This is a genomic window from Stenotrophomonas sp. 8(2023), from assembly GCF_030345295.1.
Taxonomy (GTDB): domain Bacteria; phylum Pseudomonadota; class Gammaproteobacteria; order Xanthomonadales; family Xanthomonadaceae; genus Stenotrophomonas; species Stenotrophomonas muris.
Window position 1 is genome coordinate 4,373,888 of record NZ_CP128404.1, and the last position, 17,088, is coordinate 4,390,975.

Here is a 17,088-nt window from a genome sequence, read left to right on the forward strand (position 1 = left end):
CACGAGCCATTACGGCGACGCGCGGCGGCCCCCCATTCCTGCAGCCGTGCGTCCGTCCAGGACGTCGCCGGCTGCCCCCCTGGCCGCCGGAAAGGAGCGCACGCTAGCACGTCCTGCGCGGGGTGTGCAGGTTTCACATTCCCCAACGCGGGGGCCGGCACCGGCCGGCCCCGCATTCAAACGATCAGTGGTAACCGGTGTCGGCGTGCACCTTGCCGCGGAACACCCGGTACGACCACGCCGTGTAGCCGAGGATGACCGGCAGCAGAATGACCAGCCCGACCAGGGTGAAGCCCAGCGAGGAGGCCGGCGCGGCGGCCTGCCACAGGGTCATCGACGGCGGCAGCAGGTAGGGCCACATGCCCAGCACCAGGCCAAGGAAGCCGAGCACGAACAGGGCCAGGCTGAGCAGGAACGGCGGCAGGTCGCGGCGCGGATGGGTCGCGCTGCGCCACAGCGCGGCCGCCACCGCCAGGGTCAGCAGCGGGACCGGCGACAGCCACCAGAAGTTGCCGTCGCTGAACCAGCGGTCCATCAACCGCGAATCGAGGAACGGCAGCCAGCTGCTCACCAGGCCCATCGCCGCGATCACCGCCACCACCAGCGGGCGGGTCATCTGCCGCGCCAGCGCCTGCACGCGCCCTTCCGTCTTCAGGATCAGCCAGGTGCTGCCCAGCAGCGCATAGCCGGCCACCAGCGCGGCACCGGTCAGCATCGCAAACGGGCTGAACCAGGCGAACGCGCCGCCCTGGTAGGCACCGTGCACCAGCGGGATGCCCTGCACCAGCGTGCCCAGGATCACGCCCTGGGCAAAGGTGGCCAGCAGCGAGCCCAGGCCGAACCCCACGCTCCACAGCCGGCGCGAACGATGTGCCTTGAAGCGGAACTCGAACGCCACGCCGCGGAACACCAGCGCCACCACCAGCAGCAGCACCGGCAGGTACAGCGCCGACAACAGCACCGCATAGGCTTTCGGGAACGCCGCCAGCAGCCCGGCGCCGCCCAGTACCAGCCAGGTCTCGTTGCCGTCCCAGATCGGCGCGGCGGTGTTCATCATCAGGTCCAGCTGCTCCTCGTCCTCGGCGAACGGGGCCAGGATGCCGATGCCGAGCACGAAGCCGTCCAGCACCACGTACATCAGCACGCCGAAGCCGATCACCGCGAACCACGCCACCGGCAGCCAGGTCATCAGGTCCATGTCAGCGCTCCTCCAGCGGTTCGTCGGCCGCCGACAGCGGGCGTGCCGGCGTATGGCTGCCATGGTCCAGCGACGGCCCCTCGGCATACGGCTGCGGCCCGTGGCGCAGGATCTTCACCAGGTACCAGATGCCCCAGCCGAACACGAAGGCATAGCCAATCACATAGACGCCCAGCGACAGCGCGGTCATCCACGCACTCTGCGGGCCCACCGCATCAGCGGTGCGCAGTACGCCATACACCACCCACGGCTGGCGCCCCATCTCGGTGACGAACCAACCGGACAGCAGCGCGATGAAGCCACTCGGCAGCATCCAGTTCCAGCCGCGCAGCAGCCACGGCGAATCCAGCAGCTTGTTCCGCCATAGCTGGAAGGCCGACACCCAGGCCAGCAGCAGCATCAGCGTGCCCAGCCCGACCATGATGCGGAAGGCGAAGAACACCGGCGTCACCGGCGGCCGTTCGCTGGCGGGTACTGAGGTGAGCGGATCGAAGGTGCCGTCCAGGCTGTGGGTAAGGATCACGCTGCCCAGCTTCGGAATGGCCACTTCGAAATCGTTCCGCTCTTCCTTCTCGTTCGGCAGCGCGAACACCACCAGCGGCACGCCCTCGCCTTCTTTGGTTTCATGCCAGTGCGCCTCCATCGCCGCGATCTTCATCGGCTGGTGCTTGAGCGTGTTCAGGCCATGCATGTCGCCGACGAAGATCTGCACCGGCACGGTCAATGCCGCGAATGCAACGGCGGCGATCAGCATGCGCCGCCCCGCTTCCACGTGCGTGCCCCTGCGCAGGTACCACGCACCGACGCCACCAATCACGAAACAGGTGGTGATGAACGAGCCCAGCGCCATGTGCGCCAGGCGGTACGGGAACGAGGGGTTGAACACCACCTGCCACCAGTCCACCGGATGCACGATGCCGTTGACCATCTCGTAGCCGGCAGGCGTATGCAGCCAGCTGTTGGACGACAGGATCCAGAACGTGGAGAACAACGTGCCCAGCGCCACCATGCAGGTGGACAGGAAATGCAGGCGCGGCGAGACCCGGCCCCAGCCGAACATCATCACGCCGAGGAAGCTGGCTTCCAGGAAGAACGCGGTCAGCACCTCGTAGGTCAGCAGCGGGCCGATGACCGTACCGGCCACCTCGCTCAGCCGCGGCCAGTTGGTGCCGAACTGGAAGGCCATGACGATGCCGCTGACCACGCCCATGCCGAACGACACCGCGAAGATCTTCTGCCAGAAGAAATACAGCTCGCGCCACACGGGCAACTTCGTGCGCAGCCAGCGCCATTCGATGAAGGCCAGCCAGCTGGCCGTGCCGATGGTGAAGGCCGGGAACAGCACGTGGAAACTGATGACGAATCCGAACTGGATCCGGGACAACAACAACGCGTCCAAGGGACGCCTCCTGCCTGCGACCGGTGGGATACCGGACCACTTTAGGAGGATTTCGTTAAGGTGGGATGCGACCGGGTGACGCGCTGCTTCACTTTGTCGCAGGGGTCAACCGTTCTGGTAGCTGCCAGCCTTGGTTGGCACACACGCCCAAACGCCGACCCAGGTCGGCATCTGCCAACGGCGACTGGAACGGCCCACCGCCCGGAGGGCGCCTCAGAGCCAGAAATACCAGGCCGCTGCAGCCAGCAGCGCGCCAAACAACAGCACCTGCACCACCACATAGCCCACGCCACCGTCGCGCGACTCAGCGGCAATGCGCTTCTGCAGCGCCTCGCTCACATCCGGCGTTGCTTCCTGCTGCGCCTGCTCGCGCAACGCCTGTGCCAGCACGCGCGCTTCCGCATCGCGAGGATCGGTGGGTGGGTTCACAGCAGCTCTCCGGCAGTGGCATGCCGCGTCAGTTCCTGCTTCAGGACCTGGCGCGCGCGGTGCAGGTGGCTCTTGATGGTACCGCGTGCCAATCCGGTCACCTGCTCGATCTCGGCCAGATCGAAATCCTCCAGGTAATGCAGGCCGACGATCAGGCGCTGCGGCGCGCTCAGCCGTTCCAGTGCCGCGCCGAGCTGGCGCCCGGCCTGCAGCGCCTCGCTCAACTCGGCGGGCCCGGGGCCTTCATCGCCGATCCCCAGTTCCTCCGGCACCTCCACCGCCACCATCCATTGCGCCTCCAGCCGCCGCCGACGCAGGTGCTGTAGTGCAGTGGTGTAGGCCACCCGCGAAACCCAGGTACGCAACGAAGATTCAAAGCGAAACCGGTGCAGCTGGCGGAACACGGCCAGGAAGGTTTCCTGCAGCAGGTCAGCCACCTGGTCGCGGTCGCCCACCATGCGTCCGATCACATGCGCGCAGGTGCGCTGGTGGGCTTCAACCAGTTGCGCGAAGGCCGACTGCGAGCCATCGATGATGGCCCGCACCAGGGCCTGGTCCGCGTCCAGCGCTTTGGCGGGAGCCGCCGTCGCCGCCGTATCCTCGCGGCGACGGCCCCGCAGTGCCGACAGCGCTTCGCCGAGCAGGCTCATGCGCGGGGCGCCCCCTGTGCCCGTGGCATGCGCCGGCTCAGCCCTTGGGTGCGGCGGGGCGGGTGAAGTGCCAGGCCAGCAGCTGGCCCAGGCCGGCACTGCCGACCAGCGCGGCAGCGGCACCGAAGGTCAGGTCACGCGCACCGATGGCCTCCAGCAGGGCCATGGCCAGGGCCAGGCAGACCAGGCTGATGCCCCAGCGCAACGCCCCCTGGCGGCGGCGCTCTTCTTCCAGCACGGCCAGCGAGCGGATCACTTCCTCCGGCACGTGCGGGGCCACCAGCTTGCTGCGCGCGCGCGCATCGGCAATGGCATGGATCGCGTAGGCGATGCAGATGAAGAGGGTGATCGGGATCAGTTCCTGCATGGTCGGGCTCCTGTTCGATGGATGATGCGGGTTCAGGAGAATGGATGCGCGACCACGGCAACCGGTTGCACTAGCTGCCTGCCACCTCGTCGCTGGCGCCGGGCGTGTCCGCCGGCTCCGGGAAATAGGTCTCCACCTGGAAACCCAGCTGCAGGTCCGCCAACAGTCGCAGCAACTGCTGATCCAGCACAAAACCCGCCCATGCGGTCTTTCCAAAGATGCCGACACGCACGCCGATCGAAGCCCCCTCCTGCAGCAGTTCCCCGATCACATCGGCGCGTGCCCGCAGGAGATCGACCAACGCCGGCCAGGCATCCATCAGCCAGCCGTCCTTGCCCCTCTCCAGTACGAACACCACGCGGGTCTCCGCATGCCCGCTGATCAGGCTGCCGTCGCGATCCCGGTATCCGGTTCCGACGTCTCGGGAAAACGCCGGTTCCAGATCCAGCCGGGCGGCAATCCCGGCGCCGGCCTCTGTTGGGTGCTGCACGCGCAGCGAGATCCTGTAGTCGTAGCAGTACATATCGGTTCCATCCGAACGGAATGGCCATCATGCCGCACACGCCGTCGCAGCGACCTGGAGGGGGCCATTTTGCCGATTCCGCTGCCATGACCTGTGGCCCCTGCCCCGGGCCCGTGCGGCTGCTACGCTTGCCCGGTTTCCTCTACTGGTGCCGTCCGCCCATGTCCCGAGTGCTGCCCCTGTCCCTCCTGCTGTCGGCCGTGCTGGCCGCACCGGCTGCGCATGCCGCGCCGACGCCGATCACCATCGAACAGGCCATGGCCGACCCGGACTGGATCGGTCCGCCGGTCGAGAAGGCCTGGTGGTCGTGGAACAGCCAGCAGGTGGAGTACCAGCTCAAGCGCAACGGCAGCCCGGTACGCGATACCTTCCGCCAGCCGGTGGCCGGTGGCGTGGCCGCGCAGGTGGCCGATGACCAGCGCGGCACCCTGGACGTGGCCGAGCCGGTCTATGACCGCAGCCGCAGCCGCAGCGCCTTCGTCCGCAATGGCGATGTGTTCGTGCGCGACCTGCGCAGCGGCGCACTGACCCAGCTGACCCGCAGCAACGAGCGCGCGGGCAACGTGAACTTCGCTGCCGACAACGGCGTGATCTGGCGCGTCGGCCAGAACTGGTTCCACTGGACCGCCGCCAGCGGCGTGCAGCAGGTGGCCAGCCTGAAGGCCGAGAAGGACCCGCGTACGCCGCCGAAGGCCGACGTGCTGCGCGACCAGCAGCTGCGCACGCTGGAAACCCTGCGCCGCGACCGCGACCAGCGCGAAGCATTGAAGGACCAGGACCAGCGCTGGCGCCAGGCCGACCCGACCCGCGCACCGGGCCCGGTGTACCTGGGCGCCGACGTCGAGATCGGTGACAGCGTGCTGTCGCCGGACCTGACCCACCTGATCGTGGTGACCAAGCCGAAGGACTTCGACGACGGCCGCACCAGCAAGATGCCGCTGTACGTGACCGAGTCGGGCTACGAGGAAACCGAGGACACCCGCACCCGCGTCGGCCGCAACGGCTTCGAGCCACACACCCTGTGGTACGTGGACGTGCGCACCGGCAAGGCCGAAAAGCTCTCGCTGTCCAGCCTGCCGGGCATCAGCACCGACCCGCTGGCCGAGCTGCGCCGCAAGGCCGGCAAGGATGCGCTGAAGGGCGAGCGCAGCGTGCAGGTGATGAGCGACTTCATGGGCGGCGGCATCCGCTGGAGCGCCGACGGCCAGCAGGCCGCGGTGATGCTGCGTGCCAACGACAACAAGGACCGCTGGATCATCAGCGTCAATGCCGCCGACGGCCGCGTGCAGAACCGCCACCGCCTGACCGACAACGCCTGGATCAACTGGGGCTTCAACGATTTCGGCTGGATGGCCGATGGCCGCACGCTGTGGCTGCTGTCCGAGGAATCGGGCTTCTCGCACCTGTACACCCAGGCCGGCACCGCCAAGCCGCAGGCGTTGACCAGCGGCAAATGGGAAACCTCGGCGCCGGTGCCGTCGGCCGATGGCAAGGGCTTCTATTTCCTGTGCAACCAGCAGGCGCCGCATGACTACGAAGTCTGCGCGGTCGACACCGGCAACCGCCAGGTACGCGAGCTGACCAGCCTCAACGGCGTGGAAGACTTCTCGCTGTCGCCGGACGGCCAGCAGCTGCTGGTGCGCTACTCCGGTGCCTACCTGCCGCCGCAGCTGGCGGTGCTGCCCAGCACCGGCGGCCAGGCACGCGTGCTGACCGACACCCGCACCGCCGACTACAAGGCACGCCAGTGGATCCAGCCGAAGCTGGTCGCGGTACCGTCCAGGCACGGTGCGGGCGTGGTCTGGGCCAAGTACTACGAGCCGGAAAACAAGGAACCGGGGAAGAAGTACCCGATCGTGATGTTCGTGCACGGCGCCGGCTACCTGCAGAACGTGCACCAGCGCTACCCGGCCTACTTCCGCGAGCAGATGTTCCACAACCTGCTGGTGCAGAAGGGCTACATCGTGCTGGACATGGATTACCGCGGCAGCGAGGGCTACGGCCGCGACTGGCGCACGGCCATCTACCGCAACATGGGCCACCCGGAACTTGAAGACTACAAGGACGGCCTGGACTGGCTGGTCGACACCCAGCAGGGCGACCGTGACCACGCCGGCATCTACGGCGGCTCCTACGGCGGCTTCATGACCTTCATGACGCTGTTCCGTTCGCCGGGCACGTTCAAGGCCGGCGCCGCGCTGCGCCCGGTGGTCGACTGGCACAACTACAACCACGGCTACACCAGCAACATCCTCAACACCCCGGACATCGATCCGGAGGCGTACCGCGTGTCCTCGCCGATCGAGTACGCGCAGAACCTGCAGGACAACCTGCTGATCGCCCACGGCATGATGGATGACAACGTGTTCTTCCAGGACTCGGTGAACCTGACCCAGCGCCTGATCGAACTGCACAAGGACAACTGGTCGATCGCACCGTACCCGCTGGAACGCCACGGCTACGTGCGTGCCGATTCCTGGCTGGACCAGTACAAGCGCATCCTCAAGCTGTTCGAGCAGAACCTGAAGTGAGCAACGCCGCGGCCATGATCCGGATCGTGGCCGCGGTCATCCTGGATGACCGCGGCCGGGCGCTGCTGGTGCGCAAGCACGGTGCCCGCCGCTTCATCCAGCCCGGTGGCAAGCCCGAACCCGGCGAAGCACCGCTGCAGGCGCTGGCCCGCGAACTGCACGAGGAACTGGGCGTGCAGCTGTGCACCGGTGCCGCCATCGCACTGGGCACGTTCGAGGACTGGGCAGTGAACGAGCCCGGCCACCGCGTGCAGGCCCAGGCCTGGTGGGTGCAGGTGGACGGTACGCCACAGGCGTGCGCCGAAATTGCCGAACTGGCCTGGGTGCCGCTGCAACCACCGCATGGCCTGCCCTTGGCACCCTTGAGCGAACACCATATCCTGCCGGCGGTCGCCACCCGGGTGACGGCCCGCTGAGCAGGCGGGCGCCGACTGCAAGGACATCGGATGTCAGTGCCGCTCCCGCCGCTTCCCACCCGCACCACGCCACCCGCTCACGCCTGGGTGCGCCCGATGGCGCAGGCGTCGTTCTGGCTGTGCCTGCTGCTGACGCTCTACTTCGTGCTGCAGGCGCTGCTGTTGTGGCCACTGCACGGCACCCCGCTGTGGCAGTCGCTCGCCGGAATGGCGCAGGCGCACCGGGTGCACAGCGTCACCTGGCTGCTGGCCCACCCGGTGGGCGCCTCGATGATCATCGCGCTGGCCTGCCTGGTCTCGACCGCAGCCAGCTGGGGCCTGCTGCGCGAACGCCGCTGGGGCCTGTGGGGCTTCGTGGCGCTGTTGCTGCTGAGCGCACTGGCCAACTTCGCGATCGCCTGGTGGCTGGACGCGTGCATGCGCGATCTCATCGCACTGCTGGCCGATGACCCGGCCCTGCAGCAGGAGCTGCAGCCGCGGCGCTGGATGGTCACCTTCATCGTGGTCGGTACCTCGATCCTGTTCCTCGGCCTGCAGGGCTGGCTGGCCTGGCGCCTGTTGAGGCCGGACATCCGCTCGCGCTTCCGCTGAGCCCCATCCGATTCCCGCTGGACGAGGACCGTCGCATGCGCGTGCTGACCCTGCTCCCCGCACTGCTGCTGTTCGCCGCGCAACCTGCGTCCGCCGACGCGTTGCGATGTGGCGAGTACCGCAGCACCGAGGGCGCCATGGCGCTGGTGTTCGAATCATCCACTGCCGGTTATCGCGCTCTGGAAGGCCAGGAACACGCGCCTGTGCGCATCGACCGCAGCGGCGGCGATCTGCGCCTGGTATTTCTCGACGACGGTGTATCCACCGCCATCAGCGTGGCTGCTGACGGGGCGCATATCAACGACGGCATGACCGACTTCGAGTTGCATCGACCCCAGGCCTGCCAGCGCGCCCCTGCGCCCGTCACCGACGGCTGCCTGGGCCAACCTGCGCTGTGCATTGCGCGGCTCGCGGATGCGCCGCCGGAACAGGCGCAACGCGCGTGCGAGGAAAGCGTCGGCGCCGGGTGCTCGGCGCTGTTGCGCCACTTTCTCGCTGCACCCGCCGCCGCAGCCGGGCAGCAGGACGCGCCATTGCCTGCCGCGCAGCGCACCACGCTGCAGCGGCTCTGCCTGCACCAGCGCGGTGGTCGCTTCTGCACCGAGGTTGCCGAGCAGCAGTTGATCGCGCTGGAACCCGCGTTGGCCGTGCAGGCGCTGCAGGTGGTCTGCGATGCTGGGCGCGCCAGTGCCTGCGAACGTGTTGCGCCATTGCGTGAACTCGGCACCGATCTACGCCTCGTGCCTCTCCAGCAAGTGCCCTGTGGCCGCTATCAGGCCGATGGCGGCGCGATCGACAGGCTCGACTTCGGCGATGGCACGCGCGGCCGACTGGAAGACGGCGCCATCCACCTTCAGCAGGACGGCGAAACCCTTGTCCTGCGCCAGCTGGGCAACGGCGACCTGCTTGGCATGGATACGCAGACCGGTTACCAGCGCTACCAGCCGGTGCCCGGCACGGCACAATGCACGCCCCCGCGCGAGGGCCGTGGTTCGCCGTAGCGCCTGGAGTTTCCCGTTCGATCGTCAAGGAGACGACATGCATTCACCCGCATCGCGCCGCCGCTGGCTGGCCTGGGCGCTGCTGCTGGCCGCGCCGATGGCCGCCGCACAGTCACCGCAATGCGGCCTGTTCAAGGCCGACGAAGGCAGCGGCACGCTGCGCATCAGCTCACCGAACCGCGGCGAGCAGAAGCACTTCGGCAGTGCGCCGTCTCCGGTCGCGTTCCAGCAGATCGACGGAAAGCTGCAACTGGTGAACCTGGAGTACGGCCTGCCCAGCGCGTTGCAGGTGCGCGATCGTGGCCGCACGGTCGAGGTGGATGGCACGGTCTACATCCTGCAGGCCCCCGCACAGTGCGCCGCCGCAGCCAGGCCGGCTGAAGGCAGCTGCCTGGCCGATGCGGCGGCGTGCCTGGACAACCGCCGTGAAGCGCCCCCGGCCGCGCTGGAAGCAGGGTGCCGGGAAGGCGTGCCCGGCATGTGCCTGCAGCTGGCCGATCGCTGGCATGACGAGGCCAGGGCGCCGGCCACGCCGGATGAGGCGCAGCAACAGGCCATCCTCGATACCGCACTGGCCGGCATCGAACTGCCTGTGCCGTGCCGGAATGGCGGCTTCAGCAACGAGACACCGGCCTGTGCAGCGGCTCTGGAAGCGGATCCGGCGATGCAGGAGCAGATCGTCAAGGCCGCGATGGGTGCGGCGATGGTCGAAGCCGTGAGCTCCGTGCTGTCACCCTCCACGCCGGTGGTGGTGCCGGCCGCGCAGCGCCAGCAGCTGTTGCAGTTGTGCCAGCAGGTCGGCCATGGCGGCTTCTGCAGCCGCGTGGCCGAGCTCTCGTGGGAATCCGGCGACCCCTTGCAGGCGGTGCAGGCACTGACCACAGCGTGCGCGCCCGGTAAGGAAAGCGCCGCCTGCGAGCGCCTGCCTGCATTGCAGGCGCTGGGCGCCTCGTTGCGGCCGCAGCCGGCTACGGCGCTGCCCTGCGGCACCTTCCGCGCCGCAGGTGGCCTGATGGATACGCTGGACTTCGGCGATGCAGGACGGGTCGGCATCGGCTGGGACAGCCAACTGCGTGCTCGTGTCGAAGACGGCGACATCCGCATCCGCCACGACAAGGGCGGCGACTTCGTGCTGCGGCCGTTGCCCGGGGGGCAGCTGCTGGGCCTGGACACGTGGACACGCTTCCAGGTGTTCGTGCCGACCGGCGAGGGCGCGAGCACCTGCAGCCCGCCGAAACACTACACGGTGCTGCCGCTGCCTCAGGACTGCCCGCAGGCGCTGGCCAGCGGCGGTGCCGAAGCCTGCTGCGCGCAGGGTAAGCTGCAGGGCTGCAACATTCTTGGCAACCGTCTTGCGCTGTCCGGCCAGTGGCGGCAGGCGGCAGAGCACTACACCACCGTGTGCCGTGCCGGCGTGCGCGAGGGCTGCGAAAACCTGGTCGCAGCGCAGGGCCGCAGCAGCGACATCGACGCCCATGCGACGCTGGAGCGGCTGTGTGCCGCCGACCGCAGCGGGCGCCACGTCGCCTGCGACGTGCTGGACACCGGAAACTGGAGCGCCCTGGAGCTGGGCCGTGTCCTGCAGGAGGCGGTGGACGAAGCGACGGCCGAGGACACTCCGGCGCCGCGCGCTTCCAACCGCAAGCGATGAGCCGGCCAAGGCCTGCCCGCAGCTTCGGGCAGGCCCTGCGGTAAAGTAGCGCCATGAACGAATTCGAGCGCGTGCGCACCTACCTCACCGACCTGCAGGACCGCATCTGTGCGGCGATCGAGGCCGTCGATGGCCAGGCCCGCTTCCAGGAAGACCTGTGGCAGCGGGCCGAGGGCGGTGGCGGGCGTACCCGCGTGCTGCGCGACGGCGCGGTGTTCGAGCAGGCCGGCATCGGCTTCTCCGATGTGGCCGGCAGCCGCCTGCCGCCGTCGGCCTCGGCCAACCGCCCGGAACTGGCCGGCGCCTCCTGGCGCGCCACCGGCGTGTCGCTGGTGTTCCACCCGCTCAATCCCTACGTGCCGACCACCCATGCCAACGTGCGCTTCTTCCAGGCGCAGCGCGACGGCGAAGTGGTGGCCAGCTGGTTCGGCGGCGGCTTCGACCTGACTCCGTTCTACCCGTTCGACGAGGACGTGCAGCATTGGCACCGGGTCGCACGCAACCTGTGCACGCCGTTCGGCGACGAGCGCTATGCCGCGCACAAGCGCTGGTGCGATGAATACTTCTTCCTGCGCCACCGCAATGAAACGCGCGGCGTCGGCGGCCTGTTCTTCGATGACCTGCACGGCGATTTCGAGCGCGATTTCGCTTATCTGCGTGCGGTCGGTGATGGCTTCCTCGACGCCTACCTGCCGATCGTGCAGCAGCGCAAGGACGCCGCATATGGCGAGCGCGAACGCGAGTTCCAGCTGTACCGCCGCGGCCGCTACGTGGAGTTCAACCTGGTCTACGACCGCGGCACCCTGTTCGGGCTGCAGAGCGGTGGCCGCAGCGAAAGCATCCTGATGAGCCTGCCGCCGCGGGTGCGCTGGGAGTACGGCTTCACCCCGGAAGCGGGCAGCGCCGAGGCGCGCCTGGCCGACTACCTGGTGCCACGCGACTGGCTCTGATCGTCCGGCGCCACGCCTGATCCGTGGCGCCTTCTTACGCCTGTGGTGCGCCCCGCACCGGACAGGCCCTGCACTGCCTCCTTCAAGGATGACCCCATGCCTGCTGCTGTTCCCTTCCGCCCCCGCGCCGCGGGCTGGCGCTCCCTGCTGTTGCTTGCATTGGCCTCGGCCAGCCTGCCGGCCGCCGCGCAATCGATGGCCTGCGGCACCTACAAGGACGTCGACGGCAACACCACGCTGACCATCGAAAGTGAAGGCCATGGTTTCCTGTCCGGCCCCTACCAAGCCACCGAGCAGCTGCGCATCGCCCGCCAGGAGGACGTGCTCGGCACCGGCAACCTGTCCACCGGCCGCCTGGAAAACTGGTACTTCTCGGACAACGATCGCACGATCAGCACCCCCTATCGCGAATTCACCCGCGAGCACACCGCCGTCTGCAAGACGATGCCGGAGCCCATCGAGGGCGGCTGCGTAATGAACACCTCCGAGTGCCTGGAGGCGTTGCCGGAAGCCGAACCGCTGAAGCTGCATGCCTGGTGCGCCGAAGGCGTGGGCGCGGCCTGCATGCAGCTGCTGGAGACCTACCAGCGGCAGGCCAAGGACGCAGCGCCGGCGCCTGCACGTTCCGAGCCGCCGATGCCGGAGATCTGCAAGGAGGATTCGGCGTCGTTCAATGCCGAGGGCTGCAGGGCGATCGCCGAGGTGGTCGGCGCCGAGATGATGGGCAAGGCCGTGCTCGGCCTGCAGCATTCGAACGACCCTGTCTTGCCGACCGCACAGCTCGATGAACTGGCCGCACTGTGCCGGCAGCAGCACGGCGAGGCGTTCTGCGCCGACGTTGCCGAGGCGCTGTGGAGTGGTGGGCGCCTGTTGCAGGCCCATGAGGCGCTGCAGCTGTCGTGCGCCCAGCGCGCGGAGGGCGTGGCCTGCGGCCGCGCCGAGGCGCTTGCCCGACTGGCCTCGGTACCGGCCGCTGCACTGGCCCCGGTGCCGGCTTCCGCGCTGCCCTGTGGGAGCTATGAAGCGGAGTACGGCGTGCTCTCGCAGCTGCGCTTCCTCGATGGTGGCCTGGTGGAAGCCGGGGGCCGCGACCAGCGCCTGCGCGCGAGCCTCCAGGACGGGCGCATCCTCATCCATCGCGACGTCGGCAGCGACTTCGTACTGCAGCCGCTGAAGAACGGAAACCTGGCCAGCGTCGACGGCGGCAACCGCTTCGCCTACTACGAGCGCAAGCCGGGCTCAGGCAATGCCAGCTGCGCACCGCCGGTGGCCTTCGTGGAGATCCCCCTGCCGCTGGACTGCCCGACCCTGGACCGCAAGGACGGCGCCAAGGCCTGCTGCACCGATGGCAAGCTGCTGGGCTGCAAGGTTGCCGGCGAGGCACTGTTCAAAAACGAACAATGGGCCGCATCGCGGTCCTACTTCCAGACGCTGTGCAGCGCGGGTGTGCGCGAAGGTTGCCTGGCAATGGCCGCGGTGTATGCGCATACCGCGGATCCGAAGATTCCGCAGGCCATGGCGGCGATCTGCGCGAAGGACGGCAAGGGCACCCACGTCGCCTGCGATGTGGACGCGACGCGCAACTGGCCGGCGCTGAAGGCTGAAGCCGCTCCCTGAGGCCAGGCACCTGTTGAGCCGGGCATGGGCCCGGCGCTACGAGGTCAGGTGCTCTTCCGCGCGATGATCGTGATGTGCCCGGTCGTCTCCAGCAGGGCGATCTGCACGTCCTCGATCTGCAGGCCGCCCTGTTGGCGCAGCGCGGCATCGAAATCGGCCCGGCTGATCAGTTCGCGGCGGAGAACGCCCTCCAACAGCCGGCCATCACGCGCGATCACGGTGGGCTCTCCTTCGATCATCCGCTCCATGCGCCGATTCCGGGTGGTCAACCAGCCCACCCCGTAGTTCAGCACGATCAGGGTGGCCGCCAGCAGCAGGCCACCGCCCAGCGAGGTGTCGGTGCCCAGCAGCGCGTTCTGCACCGCGTTGCCCAGCAGCACGATCAGCAGCACGTCGAAAGGCGTGATCTGCCCCAGAGCCCGCTTGCCGCCCAGCCGGACCATGCCCAGCACCACGACATAGACCACCACCGCGCGCAGGATGAATTCCCACCACGGCATGGCCAGGGCGAACAGGTCGGGCATGGTCTTCCCCTGCGGAACGGTGGCCCAGCCTAGCATCTGGGGTCAGATCCCTTTGCCCGGCGGGCAAAGGGATCTGACCCCCAGTGTGTGTTCCGTTGGCGCAAATAAAAAGCCCCGCTGACCAGGGGGAGGTCAACGGGGCCGGGGAACGGGCACTTGGGGAGGAGTCCCCGTTCCGAGATCTGCTCCAGGGGATGGGAGAGATCCACAACAGGCGTTGCGCCTGTCGGGAGTTATAGAAGCACTTCGAACACTAACGGTTCGTGAAGGGGCCCCATTTAATGAATTTCAATAGGGGCAACATTCATGGTCGAGTCAGAAACACCCGACTCATGAACAAATTCACGTCGTTTTCGGCCTGAAACACCGTCAGTGCGCTTCGTCCCAGTTGTTGCCGACGCCCGTGTCGACCACCAGTGGCACCCGCAGTTTGGCCGCTTGCGACATGCGCTCCACCACCTGCAAACGCAGGTCCTCGACGAAACTGCTTTCGGTTTCGAACACCAGTTCATCGTGCACCTGCAGGATCATCCGTGCCGGCGCCCCGCTGTCACGCAGCCACTGGTCCACATCCACCATCGCGCGCTTGATGATGTCGGCGGCAGTGCCCTGCATCGGCGCGTTGATCGCCGCGCGTTCAGCACCGGCACGCAGGCCCTGGTTGCGGGCGTGGATGTCGTTCAGGTACAGGCGACGGCCGAACAGGGTTTCCACGTAGCCCTGGTCACGGGCCTGCTGGCGCATCCGCTCCATGAAGTCGCGCACGCCCGGGTAGCGGCTGAAGTACAACGCCACGTAGTCCTGCGCCTGGCCACGGTCGATGCCCAGGTTGCGGGCCAGGCCGAAGGCGCTCATGCCGTACATCAGGCCGAAGTTGATGGCCTTGGCGGCGCGGCGCTCGTTCGGGGTCACCTCCTCCAGCGTGCGCCCGAACACCTCGGCGGCGGTGGCACGGTGTACGTCGGCGCCCTGCTCGAAGGCACGCACCAGGCCCGGGTCCTCGGACAGGTGGGCCATGATCCGCAGTTCGATCTGCGAATAGTCGGCCGCCAGCAGCTGGAAGCCTTCCGGGGCGATGAACGCGCGGCGGATGCGGCGGCCGTCCTCGGTGCGGATCGGGATGTTCTGCAGGTTCGGGTCCGACGAGGACAGGCGGCCGGTGGCGGCACCGGACTGGTGGTAGCTGGTATGCACCCGGCCGGTGTCCGGGTTGACCATCTCCGGCAGCTTGTCGGTGTAGGTGCTGCGCAGCTTGGCCAACCCGCGGTAGTCCAGGATCACCCGCGGCAACTCATGCTGGTCGGCAATCGCCTCCAGCGCCTCTTCATTGGTGCTGGGCTGGCCCTTCGGGGTCTTCACCACCGCCGGCAGCTTCAGCTCGTCGAACAGCACCGCCTGCAGCTGCTTGGGCGAATCCAGGTTGAAGCTGCGCCCGGCCAGCTCGGTGGCCTTCTGCTGCGCGGCCAGCATGCGCGAGGACAGGTCCTGGCTCTGCCGGCGGAGTTCGTCGGTGTCGATCCGCACGCCATTGGCTTCAATGCTGGCCAGCACCGGCACCAGCGGCATCTCGATGTTGCGGTACACGCTGTCCAGCGCCGGCTCGGCCAGCAGCTGCGGCTGCAATGCGTGGTGCAGGCGCAGGGTGATGTCGGCGTCCTCGGCGGCGTAGCGGCTGGCTTCGTCGATGCCCACCTGCGAGAACGGGATCTGCTTGGCGCCCTTGCCGGCCACGTCCTCGAACTTGATGGTGCTGTAGCCCAGGTAACGCAGCGCCAGCGAATCCATGTCGTGGCGGGTGGCGGTGGAATTGAGCACGAAGCTCTCGAGCATGGTGTCGTCGTGGTAGCCCTGCACCGCCACGCCGTGGCGGCGCAGCACATGCAGGTCGTACTTGCCATGCTGGCCCAGCTTCTTCTTCGCCGGGTCCTGCAGCGCCGGGCGCAGTGCGTCCAGCACCTGCTGCATGGGCAGCTGGGCCGGCGCACCCGGGTAATCGTGGCCGACCGGAATGTACGCCGCCCTGCCCGGCTCGACGGCCAGGCTGATGCCCACCAGGCGCGCGCGCATCGCGTCCAGCGCATCGGTCTCGGTATCGAAGCTGATCAGGTCGGCCTGCTGCAGGCGTTCGACCCAGGCCTGCAGCTGCTCGGCGGTCAGCACGGTCTCGTACTCACCCGGCGCGGACAGTGCCGGATCCAGCGTGCCAGCGGCGGGCGCCTCGACGCTGCCACGGGCGAAGCCAGCGGCGGTGCCGCGCAGGCTCGGGGTCGCCTCGCTGGCGGCCACCGGTGCCGGCACCGGCGCGCCCAGCTCCTTCAGCGCCTGGGTGAAGCCATAGCGCGTATACAGCTCGGTCAGCTCCGGCACATCCTGCTCGCGCAGGGCCAGCGTGGTCGGGCTGGCGTCCAGCTGCACGTCGGTACGGATGGTCACCAGCTCGCGGTTCAGCGGCAGCCGCTCCAGCGCGGCGCGCAGGTTCTCGCCGATCTTGCCCTTCATGGCCGGCGCGGCCGCCATCACGCCGTCCAGGTGCTGGTACTCGGCCAGCCACTTGGCGGCGGTCTTCGGCCCGCACTTCTCCACGCCCGGCACGTTGTCGACCGCGTCGCCCATCAGCGCCAGCAGGTCGATGATCTGGTCGGCGCGCACGCCGAACTTCTCCATCACCGCCGCATCCGAATCCATGCGGCTGCCGGTCATGGTGTTGACCAGCTCGATGCCCGGGCGCACCAGCTGGGCGAAGTCCTTGTCGCCGGTGGAAATGGTCACCTTCAGGTCCTGCGCCAGGCCCTGAAGGGCCAGCGTGCCGATCACATCGTCGGCCTCCACGCCGGGGATGCGCAGGATGCTGATGCCCAGCGCTTCGACGATGCGGCACATCGGCTCGACCTGGCTGCGCAGCTCATCGGGCATCGGCGGGCGGTTGGCCTTGTACTGGTCGTACAGGTCGTCACGGAAGGTCTTGCCCGGGGCGTCGACCACGAACGCGACGTAGGCCGGGCGCTCCTTCAGCGTCGAACGCAGCATGTTGACCACGCCGAACAGCGCGCCGGTGGGTTCACCCTGTGCATTGGACAGGGGCGGCAGCGCGTGGAACGCGCGGTACAGGTAACTGGACCCGTCGATCAGGACTAATCTGCTCATGTGCCGATTCTACGCGCCCGTGCCTGCACCGCGGCGACACGGCCCGTACACCGCGATGGGGCATAATCAGGGCTCTTTCCAGGCAAAGGCCCCGCCG

15 protein-coding genes are annotated in these 17,088 nt (G+C 68.2%); 7 read left to right on the forward strand and 8 right to left on the reverse strand.

What is annotated here, in order from left to right:
- Nucleotides 1–184: 184 nt before the first annotated feature.
- From cydB to QP609_RS20250, 6 genes are all read right to left on the reverse strand, one after another.
- Nucleotides 185–1,198 carry a cytochrome d ubiquinol oxidase subunit II gene (cydB, locus tag QP609_RS20225; protein WP_164167068.1) on the reverse strand — a complete coding sequence of 338 codons (1,014 nt, stop codon included), beginning with the start codon at nucleotides 1,196–1,198 and terminating at the stop codon, nucleotides 185–187.
- 1 nt (nucleotide 1,199) lies between these two features.
- Complete coding sequence (locus tag QP609_RS20230; RefSeq protein ID WP_197621035.1) at nucleotides 1,200–2,597, reverse strand: cytochrome ubiquinol oxidase subunit I; 1,398 nt, start codon at nucleotides 2,595–2,597, stop codon at nucleotides 1,200–1,202.
- 213 nt (nucleotides 2,598–2,810) lie between these two features.
- On the reverse strand, nucleotides 2,811–3,026 hold the full coding sequence (locus QP609_RS20235; protein WP_014648852.1) for a hypothetical protein: 216 nt from the start codon (nucleotides 3,024–3,026) through the stop codon (nucleotides 2,811–2,813).
- A complete protein-coding gene (locus tag QP609_RS20240; protein ID WP_014648853.1) occupies nucleotides 3,023–3,676 on the reverse strand; it encodes a sigma-70 family RNA polymerase sigma factor in 654 nt (217 codons plus the stop codon). The genes QP609_RS20235 and QP609_RS20240 overlap by 4 nt, the downstream gene beginning before the upstream one ends.
- 37 nt (nucleotides 3,677–3,713) lie before the next feature.
- Nucleotides 3,714–4,043 carry a hypothetical protein gene (locus QP609_RS20245; RefSeq protein WP_197621033.1) on the reverse strand — a complete coding sequence of 110 codons (330 nt, stop codon included), beginning with the start codon at nucleotides 4,041–4,043 and terminating at the stop codon, nucleotides 3,714–3,716.
- A 70-nt stretch (nucleotides 4,044–4,113) separates the two neighbouring features.
- Nucleotides 4,114–4,566, reverse strand: coding sequence for a hypothetical protein (locus QP609_RS20250; RefSeq protein WP_046433210.1), 453 nt, complete (start codon nucleotides 4,564–4,566; stop codon nucleotides 4,114–4,116).
- A 161-nt stretch (nucleotides 4,567–4,727) separates the two neighbouring features.
- On the opposite strand from QP609_RS20250, the gene QP609_RS20255 reads away from it, so the two are divergent.
- The 7 genes from QP609_RS20255 to QP609_RS20285 all read left to right on the forward strand — a co-directional run bounded on the left by QP609_RS20255 (nucleotide 4,728) and on the right by QP609_RS20285 (nucleotide 13,323).
- Nucleotides 4,728–7,097 carry a S9 family peptidase gene (locus QP609_RS20255; protein ID WP_197621032.1) on the forward strand — a complete coding sequence of 790 codons (2,370 nt, stop codon included), beginning with the start codon at nucleotides 4,728–4,730 and terminating at the stop codon, nucleotides 7,095–7,097.
- Entirely contained in the window at nucleotides 7,094–7,513 is a 420-nt protein-coding gene (locus QP609_RS20260; RefSeq protein ID WP_032960632.1) for an NUDIX domain-containing protein, read from the forward strand. The genes QP609_RS20255 and QP609_RS20260 overlap by 4 nt, the downstream gene beginning before the upstream one ends.
- Nucleotides 7,514–7,543: 30 nt before the next feature.
- Nucleotides 7,544–8,104: a hypothetical protein gene (locus QP609_RS20265; protein WP_014648857.1), complete on the forward strand. Its 561-nt coding sequence runs from the start codon at nucleotides 7,544–7,546 to the stop codon at nucleotides 8,102–8,104.
- A gap of 35 nt (nucleotides 8,105–8,139) precedes the next feature.
- A complete protein-coding gene (locus tag QP609_RS20270) occupies nucleotides 8,140–9,105 on the forward strand; it encodes a hypothetical protein (protein WP_197621031.1) in 966 nt (321 codons plus the stop codon).
- A gap of 37 nt (nucleotides 9,106–9,142) precedes the next feature.
- Nucleotides 9,143–10,756 (forward strand): hypothetical protein, encoded by a 1,614-nt coding sequence (locus tag QP609_RS20275; RefSeq protein WP_197621030.1) that lies wholly within the window; start codon nucleotides 9,143–9,145, stop codon nucleotides 10,754–10,756.
- 53 nt (nucleotides 10,757–10,809) lie between these two features.
- Nucleotides 10,810–11,706, forward strand: coding sequence for an oxygen-dependent coproporphyrinogen oxidase (gene hemF / locus QP609_RS20280; RefSeq protein ID WP_032960638.1), 897 nt, complete (start codon nucleotides 10,810–10,812; stop codon nucleotides 11,704–11,706).
- Nucleotides 11,707–11,802: 96 nt separating this feature from the next.
- On the forward strand, nucleotides 11,803–13,323 hold the full coding sequence (locus tag QP609_RS20285) for a hypothetical protein (protein ID WP_197621029.1): 1,521 nt from the start codon (nucleotides 11,803–11,805) through the stop codon (nucleotides 13,321–13,323).
- 44 nt (nucleotides 13,324–13,367) lie between these two features.
- On the opposite strand, the gene QP609_RS20290 is transcribed toward QP609_RS20285, so the two are convergent.
- Together QP609_RS20290 and polA are read right to left on the reverse strand one after the other, a co-directional pair.
- Nucleotides 13,368–13,847 carry a YetF domain-containing protein gene (locus tag QP609_RS20290; protein ID WP_046433229.1) on the reverse strand — a complete coding sequence of 160 codons (480 nt, stop codon included), beginning with the start codon at nucleotides 13,845–13,847 and terminating at the stop codon, nucleotides 13,368–13,370.
- 369 nt (nucleotides 13,848–14,216) lie between these two features.
- A complete protein-coding gene (gene polA / locus QP609_RS20295) occupies nucleotides 14,217–16,991 on the reverse strand; it encodes a DNA polymerase I (RefSeq protein WP_164232650.1) in 2,775 nt (924 codons plus the stop codon).
- Nucleotides 16,992–17,088: the final 97 nt, after the last annotated feature.